Source organism: Acinetobacter sp. BEC1-S18-ESBL-01, assembly GCF_014169935.1.
GTDB classification, from domain to species: domain Bacteria; phylum Pseudomonadota; class Gammaproteobacteria; order Pseudomonadales; family Moraxellaceae; genus Acinetobacter; species Acinetobacter pittii.
Map to the genome: position 1 here is coordinate 2,560,372 of NZ_AP022302.1, position 18,500 is coordinate 2,578,871.

An 18,500-nucleotide genomic window follows, 5' to 3' on the forward strand; every position below is an offset into this window, starting at 1 on the left:
GAAATAGCGGGTCATTAAAGTGTTTCGTCTGTATCCGAGATTTCTGGCGGTTCCACACCATTCATGGCTGCAGCTACAGCCTCGGATAAATTTGTTGGTTGAAAGTCTATAGGAGTCTCTGTTGGAATAATTTCGGAATCTGGCTCAGGTTCTTCATGTAATCGAATATCGATCCAACGGGTTAATGGAATATCCATTGGATTTTCATGATCAGCAACAACTGCAGCAAGCTCAAAATCAAATTTACGCTTATAGGTCTTAATTGAAATGTCGCCATTTTCTAGAGTTGAATACTCTACGGCAACCACTGTATTACCGTTGGCATCTTTGGGTAACTCAATGTACCAACCTTCTTGAGCAAAACCCAAAGAACCTTTTAGAAGATAATTACCTACATCAATTTTTTCAAATTCAACCGGCTGTTTTCTTGCTTGGTCATTTAATTCTATTGAGTCAGCAAATAACTTAACGATTGGTGAAGATGACTTAATAAACCCATTTGCATCTACGGTAGTATTTGACTGTGTCCAAAATTTATACCAAGAACTCCATGCTCCCCCCAATTTACGACGAATTGAAGGAGAAATTAATTTAGTGTCTCCTCCATTACCATCGAACGAAATTTGTGTCTGATAATTAGGACCATCAGATGCTAGATTTAATTGCAGTACTGTTTGCCATTGAGAAGTAGTGCCTGAGTTCGTCCAAGTTTGCCCAGAATAAATACCACTCGGTAAGTTTGCAGTATTTAAATCAATACTATTCGTAGCCTGTAGAGTGTTTAATCCTAGACCAAAATTATTGTAAGTTTTACCAGTACGATAAATATCGCCACCAGCAGAAATAAAAAGGTTTGCAGCCTCATTTCCAGCTGTAACCTGATTAAATGTTGGTAAAGAGCGAAGCTTACTATTAAAGATAGTTGTATTTGCTGTCACATTTAAAATGCCCGCTCCCGCATTAGCCGTATCACCGCCTGTAGCAAGCAACCGAACATCGTAATCAGTAGGAGCTCCAGATGTGTGAAAATCAATAAAAGTATTGCCCGCTACTGACGTTGAACCCATTTCTATAGCAGTGGCAGAGGAGCTTGCTGATGTACCTAAATCTAACCGCTGCGCTCCCTGACAATTAACAAGAATACCTGTCACACCAATTACATTTCCATCTGCATTTCCAATATTGGCTGCAGCAGCTGTACCTGCACCTTGAACTTGAGAAAGCTGTGGATTTAAGTTTGGAATACCCGAGGCAAATGGCAGCATAAACTGCCGTTTTCCCTGCGAAGCGTTATATGGGAATGGCCGATGATCCCTTCTGTAGAATCCATTATTCTCACCCAAAAAAAACCGCCCTAAGGCGGTGGCTAAACTCACAGGCAATATAGTATTACTTCTTAAAAGTTGCCTTATAAAGCTTTGAATTAAAGTAATCCGTAATTTCTTTACCTTCGTTTTGAATTTTTTCCTCATTTAAGGGTAAAAAATCTAATTCAAATTTCAAGCTCATATACTCTGGAATAAACTTCTTTATAGGCGGAGGTGGTTTAGGTCCACCTTCTGTAATTTTTTCGATTAATCCAGCTAACCATAAAATATACTCACCTTCTGAATTATGAGGAGGAATCAAACTCACATCTATTTTTACTTTACATTCATCTAATGGTCTACTGAACAATTCAACAAAATCAATAAAATTATATTTTAATTTAAATTCTGTTCCCTCAATTTCTCTGCGTATACATGTCATAAGTAAGTTCATATTTTCAATACAGTCATGTGAAAACAATTCCTCATCTTTAATTTTGTTATAAATATTTTCCGCAAACATGAGATACTGTGGCATTTCAGCAGCTCCTCATTTTTATAAAGTATTTTTCTTAAGGTAATCCTATTATAACAATGTTGCAACAAGAAATTTTCCATTTTTAGTTTAAGGAAATTTTAAAAATTATAAAAACGATTATATTCAATAAATTAGTACGAATAAAAGCTAGGGAAGTTTGATTTTTCTATTGAGCTTTAAAATGGATTATTGTGTTTAAATTATCAATTTAAAAAGCTTGCCTAGTAGGCAAGCTCCCCCTTTTTTTGATATTTGCGCTGATCAATAAGGTTTAGTGTTACTTAAAGCAACACACTGATAATACTGAAATATTTAAAAATAAAAAAGCCCACTTCCTATTTTTATTCAGAAATGGGCTTAGCGAAAAAAAACGCTTAGACCTGAAATAGGAAATATCTATTCGGAAATATCTCCAACTTCATATTGGCATAATATTTAAGCACTAGCAATAGGGATTGAATTAAAAATATCAAATATTCATATTTAAATAGATAAAGATTTCTTTTTAAATAGTTTTATTTTTAGCCTACATAATTTTTTTACTTATCAAGAGTTATAAAGAATATGTGCCCATCAATAGGTAATACTTAATAAGGTCTTATGTGTAGTAACCATTAGGCTCTAGAGAGTAAGAACTCAAACTGACTAAAAATAAAAAATAATTAATTTTCAATATTAATGATCATATACTGCAAAGTTATGTATATTCCAACTTCTCCATTGTTGAGTGCCTCATATAAGTCTTCATCAACGAAATCTCCAGATTCATCATATAGCCATTTATGAATTTGAATAATTTGTATATTCCCTTTTTTGTCTATTCTTGCTATTGGGTCTATTACGGACCGAACTATCACCTTCTTCTTCGTCTTAACATCGAGCAATGTGATAATTGTCATTTTAAAATCCTTATAAATATCCTGTATAACAACTACTCTCAATCAATAAAGATTTTTATATTTAAATTACTTAAATAGCAATCTTTTCAATCTAAAAAATAAATAAAATACACTTCAATAGTATGTGCCTATTAGAAAAGATACCTTAAATATTCTACTAGCAATAAAAAACCGCTTTAAGGGCGGTTCATCTAAAATTCACAGGTACTTAATGAAGATTTTTTTTCTGTCTTTGCATCTTTCTGGGCACACAAATTTTTCCAATAAAGTTAGTTAACCACAAAATACTTTCTTCACGATCTTCAAAATGAGGTATAAGGCTTAAATCTACTTTTATTTTGCGATCAGCTAAAGGCAAACTTAAACAATGTTCAAAGTCTATTGAGCTGTACTTCAATTTGAGTCTTTTTTCTGCAGCTTGATTCTTTATCTCAGCCATAATGCGATTTAGATTAACAATCAAATTATTTGAAATTTTATTATTTTCATATACCCGTTCGTAAACTGTCTCAGCTACATCAATGTAATTTATTAGCTCTACATTCTTATTCATGACATTTGTACTCCGTTTTTTATAATTATCCGTCTAAAATAATGTTTATTTGAGTTACTAAATTCATCACGTACGTAAATATTGTTAAAGTTTTATCACTTATTTTTAATTTAAATATTTGAATTTATTTAATAATTTTATAATTTACTAATATTTATACACATCTTTGTTCTTAACACCCCTTTTTTCTATCACTTGCCCATTGAGCTCACCATCAACGCAAATAAACATTGTACTAATCCATAAAATTATGGAGATCAGCTTAACACAAAAAGAAAAAGCCCCCACTAATCAATAGTGAGGCTTTGCCGTATTTCCCGGCTAGCACATTTAAAAATCGATAGCTAAAAAAAAGCCAACTTGTTAGAGTCAGCTTAATTCAATCGTTTGAGAATCATGCTTGCATAGTTATTGTCCGTTGCAATCTTCTATCATTTTTATTTTTATAAATATAATTTAAACCAGCCATGTGACATTTTGATTAAATTTCACTCAACACTTTTTTTTGTTAAATAAGTCACATTTAATCTTATTAATGCACTAACCATTACAACCAATAAACACAATGTGTATCAATTACTTCTGCTTGATTTTGTAAATTACAGTATCCTTAGTTTACCTAACTGCCAAAATCAATAACACAATGGAACACCAAACACTTTTAGACGAATTAAATTCGCAGATTGAATATTACTCAAAAAGAACTGACTGCCCACCAACTAGAATTCGTATTGGGTATAAAACCTATTACAAATTAATGCAGAATCCTAAATTTGCCGATGAAGTATCAAACTCCGCTTTAGATCCAAACAAACGCAAATACAAAAAATTAAAAATAAAAGTTACTAAGGATGACAATCAACTTGAACTTGAATGATTTCTCATAAAAAAAGCCTACTCTTTCAAGTAGGCTTTCCCCTTATGACTTTTGCGCTGATCATTAAGGTTTATTGTTGTTTAAAGCAACACTCAGATCTTACAGAAATACTTAACAATTAAATAGCCCCGCCAATAATCGATATTTAGCAGAGCTTCTTAAAGCTTATACAGTTTATCGTGGAAGATATCTTTTTGAACCTGTGCTATTAAGGCAGTAATGTCCACCTCTAGGCCCAACACAATAAGTTCCAGATGTGCAGTAACAAGAGTTATTAGTCGTTTTACTATAACTTCTTGGAGTCCGTGTAGTAGCAGAACTTCTAGTTCTAGTATTATTATAGCCTTTTGATTCTCTTTGAGGAGTTGAGTAAACAGGCTGCCTGTTATCAAAACTCCCTTTTGAATATCTATAGGTGACTGGTGGAGTATAACAACCAGCAAAACTGCACAAATATTTAGTATCAATCCATTGTTGTCTATCCATATTTGGATTTAATAACGCCCATTCATCTTGGTACCAGAATACATAAACTTCACTTCCCCCTTTCAATTTAAAGATTTCTTTGCCATTTGGCATATCCTTGACTGGAGCGGTATCAACACTAATCCAATTTTTAACTGGATTAAACCTTTCAACTTTTTGCTGCGAAAAGTCTATGGACGGTATAGATACACATCCACTAATACCCAAAGTAATAACTAACCCTATTAAATAATTTTTCATTTTATTAACTTCTTAGAAAGAATAATTTTAATGCGAAGTAAACAATAAGCTACCTAATAAAAGCAACATATACTTTCATCTAATTTAAATACATAAAGAAAAATTAAAAAACCCGCTTCTAAAAAGAAACGGGTCAAAAAACAAAAAACTTTCAGCGCAGTATTTGTGACATATCATACAAGTTAGAAGATGTATTTACAATATACTTTAAGCTTAATTTTTTGATGCTCTCAAAATATCCAAAACTCGCTTTGACATTTCATGCAAGTTGGACCCTATTGGTAGCCAAAAATGATAATTAATGTTGTCACGGTTAAAAACTTGCTTGTAGTACTCAGTTTTGAATGATGGATCAATGTCAGAAGCCTTAAGTAATCTGCCTTCTTTTTCGATCACTTGCCCATCTAATTCACCACCAACACAGATATTCATTTTTACCAGCCTGGACTATATAGCAAAAAATAAAAAAAATCCGTACCTTGGGGAAAGTACGGACTAAGCTTTTCAACTGAAAAACACTATAATGGAAATAGACATCATATAGTAAGTTTAATATACGATAAATTTCATGTTTTTTCAAATCCTAATTAAAAGCCCACGATTAAGTGAGCTTTTAAAACAAATTGGTGCAACGCTTATAACTTTGTCCACTATATCAAAAATATGCCATAAAGCGTCTAGACAGTCAACAAGTCTAAATTATGCTTTTCTACTAATTGAGAAGCTTTTAAACGTTCAACGATTTTAATCATTAGATCATTGGCAGTTATAACGTCGATTCCTTCAAATGCTTTTAGTGTTAATTGCAATTTATTATTAATTACATTTGTAATTATTGATATTTTACCAAAATAATCAGGGTAGTATTTCAAAGTTTCATTAACTTTCTCCCGACTAACGCCTTCATATAGTTTTACAGTGTATGTTTTCATTTGAACCTCCATTTTGTCTTAATCTTTTATCATGACCTAATAAATAAAATCTAGCGCAACTCACCATAATTGCGACCTGAGCTTTAGATTGGTTTGTTTCTTGAGCAACCTTCAACAATCCTTTATTTTCAACCTTATTTTTAATTAAACAAATTAATGCAAACTTAGTTGTAAAATCTGTTTTATCAGAATTTAATAGACTTCGTAAAAGTGCTTGAATTTGATCCGCCTCATAATCACTGATCTCACATCGAATATAAGATTTACTTTTTTGTACTTCTTTGCCAGCTTCACGCATCAACCAGTAAATTTGATTGATATGAAGCCCATCTGGCAAATCACCCCCTTTCATTCTAACTGTTTCACACCATGCGCCAAACTGCTCTAACCAACCGTCAATAGTATATTTAGACCAATCCATTTGTTGTGTTTTTAAAACTGCACTCATTTTTCACCTACCAATTGCTCAATTTGTTTAATCGCCACGCCTGCTTTCACTTGCTCTGTGCTGAACCGTAAAACTGTAAAACCCATCATTGCTGCGGAGTTGTATTTCTCCATATCCCCTATATAGCCTTTGCCCCTTGTATGACGGCCTCCACTCCAGATCCCGCCTTCAACCTCAATCAAAATTTTTGTACCAGTAATCAGAAAATCAGCTCTCCATTTGCGTTTTGGATGGAACTTATATTCCTGTTCAAAACCGATCTTGCATGCTCTTAAATGCGTTGCCAGAACCATTTCACCCACACTTGGTTGTCTGGCAACTTGCTTTGCTGAACGCCGCTTTTTATTTTTCTTTATAGGAAATAACTTGCGGTATTCAGCAATGCTGACTGATGACATCAAGCACCACCTTTCAGCAAATTTTTCAACTGATTAGCAAAGCAGTTATAAACTCGTGCTTTATCTTGATCGCCAAAAAGGCTTGAAGCATGAGCATCGTGTTTATACTTTTGAACTAGGTTTTCAATTGAACTTCTTAGCTCAACTAAATTCGCTTGTTGTTCTTTTTGAATCTCCCAAGCCCACTTTCCAGATTTACCCTCAAACTCACTCATGACTGGCTCCTTTATAATTCTCAAAGAAGAACGTCACAGGTTTTGTCTTAATTTCAATCAAACCGAAACGAAGTAAATGACGAGCATGTGTGCTATCGCGTAGTAACTGCACATCACGGTAATGTGTAAGCATCTTTCGCCACCCTTCCAGCGGCATAGACGATTTGTTTGTATTGCAAGAAACACATGCAGGGTTCATGTTTTCTAAAGTGTCGTTTTGCGGTCTAGTCATTTCACCCGTAATTAACTTTCCACCACCCACATGAATTAAATCTCGCTTCACTGCTTCGATATGGTCTGCATGCCACTTATCGCCAAGCAACTCACCACAGTAAGCGCAATGTCCACCAAACTTTTGTTTTAGCTCAGCACGTTGCTGTTTAGTTAACTTCATCGGCTATGCTCCACTTTCATACCGTCAAACTCTTGATCAATTACGGCCATACCGCGCACTACAGCTGCTTGTGAAGGAAGCTTCTTAAAATCAATAGTGTTTACTTCATGGCAGTGTTTGCACATAAACTTATTTTTCTTTTCAAGCTTTGCCTGTATTTCACGGACCTCTGCCAGCATTCTGTTATTACGTTGGGTGACTTGATTCAATTGGTCTAAATATTTGGCAATCCATAAAACTGGATTAAGTTTTGTTTTGCAGTCCATACAAAGGATCTCATTATCTTCCTTTGATATTTGAATACGCCCGTGATCACACTCCACAATCTCATTTCTACGTGTGAACTTGATAACTTGATTTTGTTCATCAACATGAATCACATGCTTATCTTGGAAATGGCTCATACATTCGCCCCTTCAATTAGCTGAAGAATATTTCTAGGTATCGGCATACCTTCTCGGCGACACATCTCTGCGTATTCATGCGGATTGTCGAAAGGATCTGGCCCTAATTCTTTTGCAAGTTCTGGCACTTTTTCCTTAGCCTCAAGTTTTTGAACTGGTGCAGGTTTACGACCATTGATTTTTAATCTTTCCATCAATGATTTGAGATGCTTCTGAGCCTCGTCATTGCTCACAGGAACGTGTTCAGGTTCTTTATGCTCTAGTTGTAGCGGCGGTATGTAAAACTCTTGCTGACGACCTTTCAATTGAGCTTTAGCCACCATCACGTTGTAGGTTCCGAAGAAATTATCTTGAGCTGCTCGCATTTGGCCGGCTTCGATCAAATACATCACTTCGTCTAATGCATATTTTGTAATTTGTGTAATAACCACGGTACTGTCAGTCGTAAACTTACATGCACGTGACCAAGCTTCCTCTGGAGACATCCAACTTTCACCAATACACCAGGTGCGAAACTCAGCAAATGACGGCATAAAACGTCCACCTGCTGTAAGTAATCGAGCAAGTGCGTTGTTAAATTGGTTTTGTTGAACGCCAACCAGTGTTTTAAGTGCGATTTGCTCAACCACTGACAGAGGAATTGCGCTTTCGCCTGTTGCTGGAAATTGCTTATTGAACTGAGCAGCGTAAACAGTGCGAAGAGATGCGATTAATTGACGCACTTCGTTCAAGGTAATCTCATGCATGACCTACCTCCTCACTCACTAGAAACTTTTTTGAAGGAGTTACATCCACGATTTGAGATTGGTTTTGTTCTTCAAAAAGATTTGCGAAGTAACTCGGCTCTTGTGTTTTTTGACCAGATGAAGTGATTTGCTCTTGTTTCTTGCGGTTAGCAGCAACTTGTTTCTCGTTGTTTTGAACCCAAGAGAACCACTTAACCAACCAGATGCTTGGTGTATTCAATGAACTTGATTCGTTTGCAAAGTACCAGTCACCGAAATTTTGAATCATGGTTCTCAAGTCGATTTCAGGTACAGAAACAAATCTTTGTTGAGCAAGTGAGATGAAATCGTATTGAAACTCTGAGTATTCAGAAATGAATTCACGCATTGAGTAACGCTTGTGATCATCGATCTGATACTGAGCAAATTGAATTGGGGTTAATTGCGAATTTTCTCCACGCGCATTACTACTACTATCAATAATTGGTTCTTGGTTTATGGTTAATGGTTTATGGTTATTGGTTGGTTGCACGCCCGTTTGTTCTTCGTTTAACGGATTTTCAACGACCGTTGAATTTTCGTTAGACGATTGATCATCTTTTGATGAACCACTGTTGGACGAACCTTTCTTTTTCGCTGCACGTTTTGCAGCAGACGCTTTACCAGCCTCACTCGCTTGTTTCTTTTTCCCGTGATATTCAGCAATTTCTCGTTCACAACGATTATTGCGATAAACACCTTCTTCAAGAATGAAAAACTCATCAAGTACATATTTGAGAGCTTCTTTTTGCTCTTCAGTAGTACATTGCAAACGACGTGCTAAACGATCAATGCTTGATGCATCAATCGCCTTCTCGGTGTCGTAATACATGTCTAATAAGTCACGGTAAATCGCACGCTCAATTAAACTGAGGTGGCGAGTCGCATTGTTAAAGTCACCAATATGGTGTTGGTAATAATTCATGCGGCCCTCTCTTTTAATACTTTCTCTAAGCGTTCTTGCTGCAATTCGTAATATTGAGGGTTCAATTCACTCCCTAAATATGGGCTGATGCACCTGATGTTACCCCCGAACAAGACTATATGACTATTGATGAAGATTTAAATAGTGTATGGGCAAATTATCATAATGATCCGCCTTCACACTGGATGCATTTTCATAGTGTGCCAAACGTATCTGGAGCTGAACAATGAGCATAACACTTAGCGGTCATCAACTAAAAAGCCTTCTCGAATTTGTAAATCCAGATGGTGAGAAAGATTTAGATCAACTTGATAATGAACTAACAATTAAATTCTTTGAAGATGGCCACAGTGGAAAAGGCTATTACTTTTGGATGACCGAATATCCAGAAGAAGGTGCAATGAAGTTGGATATTGAATCGGGAGCTGAGGGATGAGTGAATTTGAAATACTTGAATCAGCACCAAAAGATGCTACCCATTATTTTCTTGTGCCTAATGGATCTGGTGAACCTTATTACGTTCTTGAAAAAGAAAAAAAGTTCTACTGGTTTCACGGTCAGGATGAAATAACTAAGCCACACATTTTAAGTTGGATTAAGTCAATTGAATCACTGAAAGAAGTTAAAGCGGAAAGTAAGGAGGGGTAAGGTGGATAAATATCTGACATCTAACAATGTGTGTGAGATGTTTCATATTACTAAACGCACACTTAATCGGTGGGAAATTAACACACCTTGGGGGATTCCATTCCCAGCCCCGGCATTAAGTTCTGAGGGCGGAACAATGAAAAGATACCTCGCTACTGATGTAATGAAGTGGGAGGAAGAATGCCAGCAAAAGAAGCAACTAAAAAAAGCTATATAAGTTGTACCGAAGCTAACAATCAGCAAACTTGATGAAATTAGTCCAGATCAATGATTGTTAGCATATTTACGTTACTATATACTGTCCGCCGAATCACGGCTTGCTAGATAAACTCAGCAATTTCATTTATGTACATAATGGTGTACATATAATGAAACCAAGGAAGCAAGAATATACTTTTCCCGTTTAATTATAAGGGTTTAGGCGATATGGCATTAATCGTTCAAAAATATGGCGGTACTTCTATGGGTACCCCCGAGCGCATTTTAAATGTTGCTCGTCGTGTGAAGCGTTGGCATGATCACGGTCACAAGGTTGTTGTGGTCGTATCTGCAATGAGTGGTGAAACAAACCGCTTACTTGCTCTCGCTAAAGCCATTACCGAAACACCTGACCCACGTGAGTTAGACCAAATGGTTTCAACCGGTGAACAGGTGACGATTTCCATGTTAGCTATGGCACTTAATTCGATTGGTGTGGAAGCTAAATCCTATACCGGACGTCAAGTCGGTATTAAAACTGACAGTGCATTTACCAAGGCGCGTATCGAGTCTATTGATACAGATGTCATGACCAATGACCTAGATGCAGGCCGTGTTATTGTGGTTGCCGGTTTCCAAGGCTTTGATGCTAATGGAAATACCACAACACTAGGTCGAGGTGGTTCAGATACTTCAGGTGTTGCTCTTGCTGCTGCTTTAAAAGCTGACGAATGCCAGATTTACACTGATGTAGATGGTGTTTACACTACTGACCCTCGCGTTGCTCCTAAAGCCAAAAAAATCGACCGTATTTCTTTTGAAGAAATGCTAGAAATGGCATCATTAGGTTCTAAAGTTTTACAAATTCGCTCAGTAGAGTTTGCCGGGAAATATCAAGTTCCTTTACGTGTATTATCAAGCTTTGATAATGACGACGACGGCGTTTTTGACGACGAATTTAAAGAAAATGTTGGTACACTCATTACTACTGAGGCAGAAGATACTATGGAACAGCCAATTATTGCAGGTATTGCTTTTAACCGTGACGAAGCAAAATTAACGATTTTAGGTGTACCTGATGAACCAGGCATTGCTTCTAAAATCTTATCACCAGTAAGTGATGCCAATATCGAAGTCGATATGATAGTGCAAAATGTTGAAGAAGATGGCACAACAGATTTCACTTTCACTGTAAACCGTGTTGATTTAGCGAAAGCTGAAAAAATCTTAAACGAAACTGCTAAAAATATTGGCGCACGTGAAGTTTCAACACGTGATGACATCGTTAAAGTATCTATCGTTGGTGTAGGTATGCGTTCACACGCAGGTGTAGCGAGCAAAATGTTCACTGCCCTTGCTGATGAAGGTATCAATATTCTTATGATTTCAACTTCTGAAATTAAAGTTTCTGTGATTATCGACGAGAAATACCTTGAACTTGCTGTTCGCTGCTTACATACCGCTTTTGGTTTGGATCGTGAACATGGTGAAAGCAGCGCCCGCGCTTAATTTTACCAACCGGTCAAGAATTCATTAAAAAATGTTTACTTGTCCGACAATAATCAAAGAAAACACAGAGCCGCTATAGTTTTTTTTATAGCGGCTCTGTTATATTAAACGGAAAGTTTTTTGGCAGAGATTATCAAAATATGACTTTGTTCTCATATTTCTGTTAGAATCTGACTGAAAACTGAGGTTGAGCTTTTTATTTGGGTACCAATATTGCAGTTTTAAGCGTTTAGCAAGGAGATAAACATGCTGATTCTGACCCGCCGTGTCGGGGAAACATTAATGATTGGGGATCAAGTCAGTGTTACTGTGCTTGGCGTCAAAGGAAACCAGGTTCGTATCGGTGTGAATGCACCAAAAGAGGTTTCTGTTCATCGCGAAGAAATTTATCAACGTATTCAACATGAACGTGCAATGCATGAACACCTTCAACATCTTGATCAAGATTATCAAGTTTCTTATGAAGATGATAATTATGCACAGAAAAACTTCAATCGTTAGTATGAAGTTGTTCTCTCCCTAATTAAAGCGACTTTATAGTCGCTTTAAATTTTTTAAGTGGTTGTATTTATAGACCTAAAGCACGTTTAACAGGTGCGTAACTACGACGATGCTGATCAATCACGCCATGCACGGCAATCGCTTCAAAATGTGCTTTGGTTGGATATCCTTTATGTTTGGCAAAACCAAATAACGGATATTGCTGATCTAATTCTGCCATCTGTCGATCTCGTGTCACTTTTGCCAAGATACTTGCTGCACTAATTTCAGCATGGCTTGCATCTCCACCAACAATGGCTTCACAAGGAATAATAATTCCTTTCGGAATTTGATTACCATCAACGATCACTTTTTGAGGTTGAGTTTTCAAGCCGTCAACAGCGCGTTGCATAGCCAAAAAAGTCGCCTGTAAAATATTTAGTTCGTCAATTTCAGCATGAGTTGCTTCAGCAATTGACCAAGCTAAGGCTTTTTCTTGTATTTCAATAAACAACTTTTCACGTTTCTTTTCAGTTAATTTTTTAGAATCATTTAATCCTAAAATTGGATTATTCGGATCTAAAATAACGGCTGCTGCCACAACCGAACCTACTAAAGGTCCCCGTCCCGCCTCATCTACACCAGCAATAAACATCAACTCACTACCTTTAAACAAAAGAGGCTGATCAATAGTAATCAGCCTTCTTTAACACATAATTTATTAATTACTTTTGTAAAGCTTCTGCCACACAAGCATTTACAGTTTTAGAAACCACTTGGTTTACGATTGTAGCACGTGTATTTACATCAAGTGCAGCTGCAGCTAATTCTACTGCTGTCACACTGTTTGGAGCCTTTTCGCTCACACAACCACAAACATTGGTTTGGATGCTATCACGTTGCTCAGCAGTCATATATTTTGTTGCTGTTTTCCAAGCTGCGACATTATTAATCTCTGTAATACATTTAGCATTTACAGCAACCTTTAACGCAGCAACTCCCAATTGTTGAGTTGTGGTTTGTGCAGAAGCAGCACCTGTAGCAGTGCCTGTAGTTGTTGCACATGCTGTTAAAGCTAAAACAACTGGTGCTAGAGCGAGCATCAATTTTTTCATCATTTTTTCCTTTGATTGAACGTTGGCAGCGCGTATTGTGCCTAAACTCAACTTTAGAAGAAACAAATAATTTGATGCATTTATGCAAACTATTTTGCCGACCGAAACCCAGCTCATCAAATGCTTTTTTTATGCAGTAAAACGTTCTGTTTTTAGCACGCTCTGTCACATTTAAAACATTTCTCAAAATCTGTGCTTTCCCCTAAAATCACAAATCAAAACGACAAAAAAAGGGTCTTTTATGCCTGCTGCTTCCTCTCAGTATTACACCCGTATCGCACAAATTCTGCATTGGGTGATGGCAATCATTTTCATAGTCGCATGGGTTATTGGCTTTTATAGTGGAAATTTTTTAAGCTATGACGTTGATGGCAGCTTTAAAGGTGATGTGATTACGTTGCACAAGAACATTGCAACCACAATTATCTTTTTAGTAATTATCCGGATTTTATGGCGCTATACACATCCAGCTCCAAAACTACCTGACACCATGTCACCGATGATGAAAACTCTGGCACACGTGGGTCATCTATTCCTTTATGTAATTTTAGTGGCTTTACCTGTCACTGGTTGCTTGTTTAGTTGGAGTGCTGGTCACCCTGCCCCTGTTTTATATTTATTTGAAATTCCGCGTTTAGTGCAAGATAACCCAGAGCTTTTAGCTATTGTTAAACCATTACATATTTATATTTCTTGGTTTGCAGGTTTTCTTATTGTTGGGCATGTACTTGCAGCTTTAAAACATCACTTTATTGATAAAGACAATATTTTAAATAGTATGACTAAACAGCCTAAATAAACCCGATGTATAAAAAAAACCGCCTATCTCGGGCGGTTTTTTTATTTAGATTTTTTGGATTTCTGCAATCCACTTTTGTTTCTCTTCATCTGAAATGAAAGAGGCTTCAAAAGAGTTAATTGCGAGTTGTTTCAACTCATCATTGTTTAAGTCTAAAGCTTGCTGGATGGCAAAGAAATTATCATTCATATATCCACCGAAATATGAAGGATCATCTGAGTTAACAGTCACGTGTACGCCTTTTTGTAAAAGACGGCGGATATTATGATCTTTCATATCCTTAACAACACATAGCTTTAAGTTACTTAAAGGACAAACCGTTAACGGCATTTTTTCATTAATTAAACGCGCCATTAATTGTTCGTCTTCTTCAGAACGTACACCATGATCAATACGATTCACTTTAAGTAGATCTAAAGCTTCCCATACATATTCAGGGGGACCTTCTTCGCCAGCGTGAGCAACGATTAAGAAACCTTCTTCACGTGCTTTTGCAAAAACACGTTCAAATTTAGCTGGCGGATGCCCTACTTCACTTGAATCGAGACCGACTGCAATAATGTCTTGTTTAAATGGTAAAGCTTGTTCAAGTGTTTCAAATGCAGCTTCTTCACTTAAATGACGTAAGAAACACATAATCAGTTGAGAGCTGATACCAAACTTAGCTTTGGCATCTGCACACGCACGCTTTAAACCATTAATCACAGTTGAGAACGCAACACCACGGTCAGTGTGGGTTTGCGGATCAAAGAACATTTCTGTGTGAACGACATGATCTTCGGCACATTTCTCAAAATAAGCCCATGCTAAATCATAAAAGTCTTGTTCATGTACAAGAACATTTGCACCAGCATAATAAATATCTAAGAATGATTGAAGATTATGAAAGTTATAAGCTTGCTTTACTTCTTCAACAGATTTGTAAGGAATCTGAATCTGATTGCGCTGGGCAATTGCAAACATTAATTCAGGTTCAAAAGTCCCTTCAATATGCACATGCAATTCGGCTTTTGGTAAGGCGCGAATCAGCTCGACTTGATTCATATTAACTCCACGTCTAAAGAAAAAAGGGTGTGGTCAAAATCACACCCTTTTATAATTTTCTTCTTATTGAAAACTATGTCTAAGATAGCTCAAGAAGAAAATTATAAAAAATCATATTAACCGCCAAACGCGATAAATTTAAATACCCAAAGCGCAGCAATAATCCATACCATGTACGGTACAGTTTTTGCCTTACCCGTGAATAATTTAACTAATGCATAGCTAATAAAACCCATTGCAATACCATCAGCAATTGAATAAGTGAATGGCATAAATACAATGGTTAAAAATGCTGGAACAGCTTCAGTAATATCATCCCAATCAATGTGAGTGATCCCTTGGATCATCAACACACCAATAAACAATAAAGCTGGCGCCGTTGCAAAACCTGGTACAGATTGAGCAAGAGGTGCTAAAAATAAACAGCAGATAAATAAGACTGCAACTACAACAGCAGTTAAACCAGTACGTCCGCCTGCTGCTACACCTGAAGCTGATTCAATATATGGTGTGGTTGAAGATGTACCTAATGCTGCACCTGCAACGATTGCAGTAGAGTCTGCAAATAATGCTTTCTTCAAACGAGGTAATTTACCGTCTTGTAAAAGACCTGCACGGTGTGAAACACCAACCAAAGTACCTGTACTGTCAAACAAGTCGACAATAAAGAATACGAAAATGACGCCGACCATACTTGCAGTAAATAGACCTTCAAAGTCCATTTGCATGAATGTTGGTGCAATTGAAGGAATTTGACCCACTACACCTTTAAACTCATTTAAACCTAAAGCAGTAGCGATGGCCGTAACAACTAAAATACTAATAATGATTGCACCGCGAACCTTTAACTGGTGTAAAACCACAATCATTAAAAATCCGAATAGCGCTAATAATACTGTAGGCTGTTTGATATCGCCCAAACCGACTAATGTCGCTTGGTTATCAACAATGATTCCAGCATTTTTTAGTGCAATCAGCGCTAGGAACAAACCGATACCACCGCCAATTGCAAACTTAAGTGACATTGGAATGGCATTAACAATCGCTTCACGAATTTTAAAGAAGCTAATTGCAAGAAAGACAAGGCCTGAAACAAAAACAGCGGCTAAAGCTGTTTGCCATGGCACGCCCATTCCCATACAAACCGAGTAGGTAAAGTAAGCGTTTAAACCCATACCAGGGGCCAGTGCGATTGGATAATTTGCAATGATCCCCATTACTAAACATCCGATTGCTGCTGCCAAACAGGTTGCAACGAATACGGCACCATGATCCATGCCGGTTTCAGATAAAATGAGTGGATTGACAATAATGATATAACACATCGTTAAGAATGTAGTTACACCAGCAAGAACTTCAGTTCGGAAAGTGGTTTTATTGTCGCTTAGCTTAAATAAACGCTCTAACCAGCCTGCCGAAGAATTGGGCGCCGCCATAAGTAGCCTCTATGCAAAATCTGAACTGTGGAATATTTACGTCTATGTAGGTCGCTGAACAATATTGTTTTTCTGTTCAGTCCTATAAACAAGAATCTCAAATTTAAGAAGCAACAAATATGCCACTCATTTGATTTCTAGCTTTATACATAGCAAACAACCACAGCCCCTCTTGAAACACAAAAAAGCTGCATAACCCCTATGCAGCTTTTTTACTATACGTTCAATAAGTTTAACAGATTCAACAGAAACATGATCAAAATTTATGAAAAGATATGACCAATGACACTGTAAAAAGTTAGAAATTTATAGCTCGTTATTGTTAGAAAATAATTTTTTTCTCGCCTATATATTGTTGCATATGAAAAGAAGCTAAATTGCTGTGATGAGCATGATTCGGATTTCGTTCGATACTTTGCAGGTTTTTTTCAGCTTCTTGTATGATCTGCATTAGCTCTTGATGTCTTTTATTTTGAGTATCTAAATAAGCCCAATACCCTAATACAAAGACGATACCCACACACAACACTATTAATACTTTATTGATCATTATTATTATCTCTATGTTTTTAATGTTAATGATCTTAACAAAAAATTATAGCTTTGTGAATATTTTCACATTTATTTACAATAGCATACTCTTATTCAAATTATTGAAAATAAAAGTTATTTTAAAAATATCATTAAAAAACCTACTAAATACTAAACTTTTCCATTGAAAAGTAACTTTATTTAATAAGAGCTTATTTTAGTTATTTTTAATATTATCTTTTTATAGGTTTTAACTCTTAAGTTATTTTAAAGATAGAGCATAGACAAATGCGTATACGGCTTGAAATTTCTTTTTATTTGCTAAGCTTTAAATGAGATAAAAAGGAGCTATTTTCGTTAATGTACTTTTCTTTAAAATTGTTTCATTAGCGACTAATTTCTATGTTGCATGTTTAGCATGGAAAGTAAAAATTCATCTCAAAGAAATCTTCATCTTATTTAAAAATATTTTTCTCCTTTAACTCTATTGGTTGACTAGCAAAATTACGTCCAAGTTTCATCGTTCTATAAATCGCACCAAGCTTTCTATTTTCATAGATTCATTCCAATAAACGCTACGATAAACTGTACTCAGATAAAAAATTAAATTAGGAGAATACATCATGTTTGATATGCGTTTATCTCACGAGCGTGGTGCAGCACATCATGGTTGGTTACAATCAAAACATAGCTTTTCATTTGCTAACTATTGGGATCCTAAACAAGTTGGTTTTTCGGATCTGCTTGTAATTAACGATGATAACGTTGCTCCATCTAAAGGCTTTGGTACTCACCCTCACCGTAATATGGAAATTATTTCCTATGTGCTTGAAGGCGCATTAGAGCATAAAGACTCGATGGGTACAGGTTCTGTAATTGTACCAGGCGATATTCAGCTGATGAGTGCAGGTCGTGGTGTTGCTCATAGTGAATTTAACCATTCAGCTCAAGAAGGTGTTCATTTCTTGCAAATTTGGGTTGTTCCAAATGAAGTGAATACAGAGCCAGGCTATCAACAAGTTCATATTGATGAAGCAGACAAACGCGGTAAATTGCATTTGATCATCTCACCAAAAGGTGGTGAGAAAACTTTATCGATCAAACAAGACATTAATATTTACTCAGGTCTTTTTGATGGTGAAGAAACTGCTGAATTTGTAATTCCTGAGGGTCGTTATGTGTACCTACACGTTGCCAAAGGTCGTGTTGATGTAAATGGTAAAACTTTTAATACTGGCGACGCAGCACGTATTCGTGACGGTGGAAGCTTATCGTTTACCAATGGTGATAACGCCGAAATTTTGATTTTCGATATGCGTCCTGAAGAAGTTCCAACCATGCCATAATGCAACTAAGCCCT

General features: G+C 36.4%; 27 protein-coding genes. 8 read left to right on the top strand and 19 right to left on the bottom strand.

The annotated features are described in order from the left end of the window. Nucleotides 1-14: 14 nt before the first annotated feature. From H7R46_RS12085 to H7R46_RS12100, 4 genes are all read right to left on the bottom strand, one after another. Nucleotides 15-1,265 carry a hypothetical protein gene (locus tag H7R46_RS12085; protein WP_002121592.1) on the bottom strand — a complete coding sequence of 417 codons (1,251 nt, stop codon included), beginning with the start codon at nt 1,263-1,265 and terminating at the stop codon, nt 15-17. A gap of 124 nt (nt 1,266-1,389) precedes the next feature. After that, nucleotides 1,390-1,845 (bottom strand): hypothetical protein, encoded by a 456-nt coding sequence (locus tag H7R46_RS12090; RefSeq protein ID WP_001136775.1) that lies wholly within the window; start codon nt 1,843-1,845, stop codon nt 1,390-1,392. Nucleotides 1,846-2,507: 662 nt separating this feature from the next. Then, the gene (locus H7R46_RS12095) at nt 2,508-2,744 is read right to left on the bottom strand and encodes a hypothetical protein (protein WP_000152665.1); all 237 of its coding nucleotides are present in this window, start codon (nt 2,742-2,744) and stop codon (nt 2,508-2,510) included. Between the two features lie 208 nt (nt 2,745-2,952). Beyond that, the gene (locus H7R46_RS12100) at nt 2,953-3,297 is read right to left on the bottom strand and encodes a hypothetical protein (protein WP_002118344.1); all 345 of its coding nucleotides are present in this window, start codon (nt 3,295-3,297) and stop codon (nt 2,953-2,955) included. 643 nt (nt 3,298-3,940) lie between these two features. On the opposite strand from H7R46_RS12100, the gene H7R46_RS12105 reads away from it, so the two are divergent. Beyond that, nucleotides 3,941-4,174 (top strand): hypothetical protein, encoded by a 234-nt coding sequence (locus H7R46_RS12105; RefSeq protein WP_000401164.1) that lies wholly within the window; start codon nt 3,941-3,943, stop codon nt 4,172-4,174. Between the two features lie 174 nt (nt 4,175-4,348). Here the strand turns inward: H7R46_RS12105 and H7R46_RS12110 are convergent, their stop codons facing one another. From H7R46_RS12110 to H7R46_RS12155, 10 genes are all read right to left on the bottom strand, one after another. Further along, nucleotides 4,349-4,900, bottom strand: a complete 552-nt coding sequence (locus H7R46_RS12110; RefSeq protein WP_001984397.1) for a hypothetical protein — start codon at nt 4,898-4,900, stop codon at nt 4,349-4,351. A 213-nt stretch (nt 4,901-5,113) separates the two neighbouring features. After that, complete coding sequence (locus H7R46_RS12115; protein ID WP_001017713.1) at nt 5,114-5,332, bottom strand: hypothetical protein; 219 nt, start codon at nt 5,330-5,332, stop codon at nt 5,114-5,116. A 245-nt stretch (nt 5,333-5,577) separates the two neighbouring features. After that, a complete protein-coding gene (locus tag H7R46_RS12120) occupies nt 5,578-5,832 on the bottom strand; it encodes a hypothetical protein (RefSeq protein ID WP_000861102.1) in 255 nt (84 codons plus the stop codon). Further along, complete coding sequence (locus tag H7R46_RS12125; protein ID WP_001277128.1) at nt 5,804-6,280, bottom strand: hypothetical protein; 477 nt, start codon at nt 6,278-6,280, stop codon at nt 5,804-5,806. Before H7R46_RS12125 ends, H7R46_RS12120 begins: the two co-directional genes overlap by 29 nt. Continuing rightward, on the bottom strand, nt 6,277-6,678 hold the full coding sequence (locus H7R46_RS12130) for a DUF559 domain-containing protein (RefSeq protein WP_000100165.1): 402 nt from the start codon (nt 6,676-6,678) through the stop codon (nt 6,277-6,279). The genes H7R46_RS12125 and H7R46_RS12130 overlap by 4 nt, the downstream gene beginning before the upstream one ends. Next, the gene (locus tag H7R46_RS12135; RefSeq protein ID WP_001288428.1) at nt 6,678-6,893 is read right to left on the bottom strand and encodes a hypothetical protein; all 216 of its coding nucleotides are present in this window, start codon (nt 6,891-6,893) and stop codon (nt 6,678-6,680) included. Before H7R46_RS12135 ends, H7R46_RS12130 begins: the two co-directional genes overlap by 1 nt. Further along, nucleotides 6,886-7,287: an HNH endonuclease gene (locus H7R46_RS12140; protein WP_031978667.1), complete on the bottom strand. Its 402-nt coding sequence runs from the start codon at nt 7,285-7,287 to the stop codon at nt 6,886-6,888. The genes H7R46_RS12135 and H7R46_RS12140 overlap by 8 nt, the downstream gene beginning before the upstream one ends. Then, entirely contained in the window at nt 7,284-7,691 is a 408-nt protein-coding gene (locus H7R46_RS12145; protein WP_000017854.1) for a hypothetical protein, read from the bottom strand. Before H7R46_RS12145 ends, H7R46_RS12140 begins: the two co-directional genes overlap by 4 nt. Next, nucleotides 7,688-8,437, bottom strand: coding sequence for a hypothetical protein (locus H7R46_RS12150; protein WP_057066793.1), 750 nt, complete (start codon nt 8,435-8,437; stop codon nt 7,688-7,690). The genes H7R46_RS12145 and H7R46_RS12150 overlap by 4 nt, the downstream gene beginning before the upstream one ends. Then, the gene (locus H7R46_RS12155) at nt 8,430-9,380 is read right to left on the bottom strand and encodes a YdaU family protein (RefSeq protein WP_057066796.1); all 951 of its coding nucleotides are present in this window, start codon (nt 9,378-9,380) and stop codon (nt 8,430-8,432) included. The genes H7R46_RS12150 and H7R46_RS12155 overlap by 8 nt, the downstream gene beginning before the upstream one ends. Nucleotides 9,381-9,606: 226 nt before the next feature. Here H7R46_RS12155 and H7R46_RS12160 point away from each other — a divergent pair, with 226 nt between their 5' ends. The 5 genes from H7R46_RS12160 to csrA all read left to right on the top strand — a co-directional run bounded on the left by H7R46_RS12160 (nt 9,607) and on the right by csrA (nt 12,236). Beyond that, nucleotides 9,607-9,816 (top strand): hypothetical protein, encoded by a 210-nt coding sequence (locus H7R46_RS12160; protein ID WP_032063650.1) that lies wholly within the window; start codon nt 9,607-9,609, stop codon nt 9,814-9,816. Continuing rightward, nucleotides 9,813-10,028: a hypothetical protein gene (locus H7R46_RS12165; protein WP_002061614.1), complete on the top strand. Its 216-nt coding sequence runs from the start codon at nt 9,813-9,815 to the stop codon at nt 10,026-10,028. The genes H7R46_RS12160 and H7R46_RS12165 overlap by 4 nt, the downstream gene beginning before the upstream one ends. Before the next feature lies 1 nt (nt 10,029). Beyond that, nucleotides 10,030-10,245 carry a hypothetical protein gene (locus H7R46_RS12170; RefSeq protein ID WP_000362184.1) on the top strand — a complete coding sequence of 72 codons (216 nt, stop codon included), beginning with the start codon at nt 10,030-10,032 and terminating at the stop codon, nt 10,243-10,245. Nucleotides 10,246-10,454: 209 nt separating this feature from the next. Then, complete coding sequence (locus tag H7R46_RS12175) at nt 10,455-11,735, top strand: aspartate kinase (protein ID WP_002115333.1); 1,281 nt, start codon at nt 10,455-10,457, stop codon at nt 11,733-11,735. 246 nt (nt 11,736-11,981) lie between these two features. Beyond that, entirely contained in the window at nt 11,982-12,236 is a 255-nt protein-coding gene (gene csrA, locus H7R46_RS12180; RefSeq protein WP_000906487.1) for a carbon storage regulator CsrA, read from the top strand. 67 nt (nt 12,237-12,303) lie between these two features. On the opposite strand, the gene rnhB is transcribed toward csrA, so the two are convergent. After that, nucleotides 12,304-12,870 carry a ribonuclease HII gene (gene rnhB / locus H7R46_RS12185; protein ID WP_002163155.1) on the bottom strand — a complete coding sequence of 189 codons (567 nt, stop codon included), beginning with the start codon at nt 12,868-12,870 and terminating at the stop codon, nt 12,304-12,306. Nucleotides 12,871-12,940: 70 nt separating this feature from the next. Then, on the bottom strand, nt 12,941-13,330 hold the full coding sequence (locus H7R46_RS12190; protein ID WP_002163174.1) for a hypothetical protein: 390 nt from the start codon (nt 13,328-13,330) through the stop codon (nt 12,941-12,943). 241 nt (nt 13,331-13,571) lie between these two features. Here H7R46_RS12190 and H7R46_RS12195 point away from each other — a divergent pair, with 241 nt between their 5' ends. After that, entirely contained in the window at nt 13,572-14,129 is a 558-nt protein-coding gene (locus tag H7R46_RS12195) for a cytochrome b (protein ID WP_005070378.1), read from the top strand. Nucleotides 14,130-14,174: 45 nt separating this feature from the next. Here the strand turns inward: H7R46_RS12195 and H7R46_RS12200 are convergent, their stop codons facing one another. From H7R46_RS12200 to H7R46_RS12210, 3 genes are all read right to left on the bottom strand, one after another. Then, on the bottom strand, nt 14,175-15,173 hold the full coding sequence (locus H7R46_RS12200; protein ID WP_002163181.1) for an adenosine deaminase: 999 nt from the start codon (nt 15,171-15,173) through the stop codon (nt 14,175-14,177). Between the two features lie 116 nt (nt 15,174-15,289). Continuing rightward, nucleotides 15,290-16,609: an NCS2 family permease gene (locus H7R46_RS12205; RefSeq protein ID WP_005070381.1), complete on the bottom strand. Its 1,320-nt coding sequence runs from the start codon at nt 16,607-16,609 to the stop codon at nt 15,290-15,292. A 322-nt stretch (nt 16,610-16,931) separates the two neighbouring features. After that, entirely contained in the window at nt 16,932-17,159 is a 228-nt protein-coding gene (locus tag H7R46_RS12210; RefSeq protein ID WP_002163179.1) for a hypothetical protein, read from the bottom strand. 604 nt (nt 17,160-17,763) lie between these two features. Here H7R46_RS12210 and H7R46_RS12215 point away from each other — a divergent pair. Beyond that, the gene (locus H7R46_RS12215) at nt 17,764-18,486 is read left to right on the top strand and encodes a pirin family protein (RefSeq protein WP_005070386.1); all 723 of its coding nucleotides are present in this window, start codon (nt 17,764-17,766) and stop codon (nt 18,484-18,486) included. The last annotated feature ends 14 nt before the right edge of the window (nt 18,487-18,500 follow it).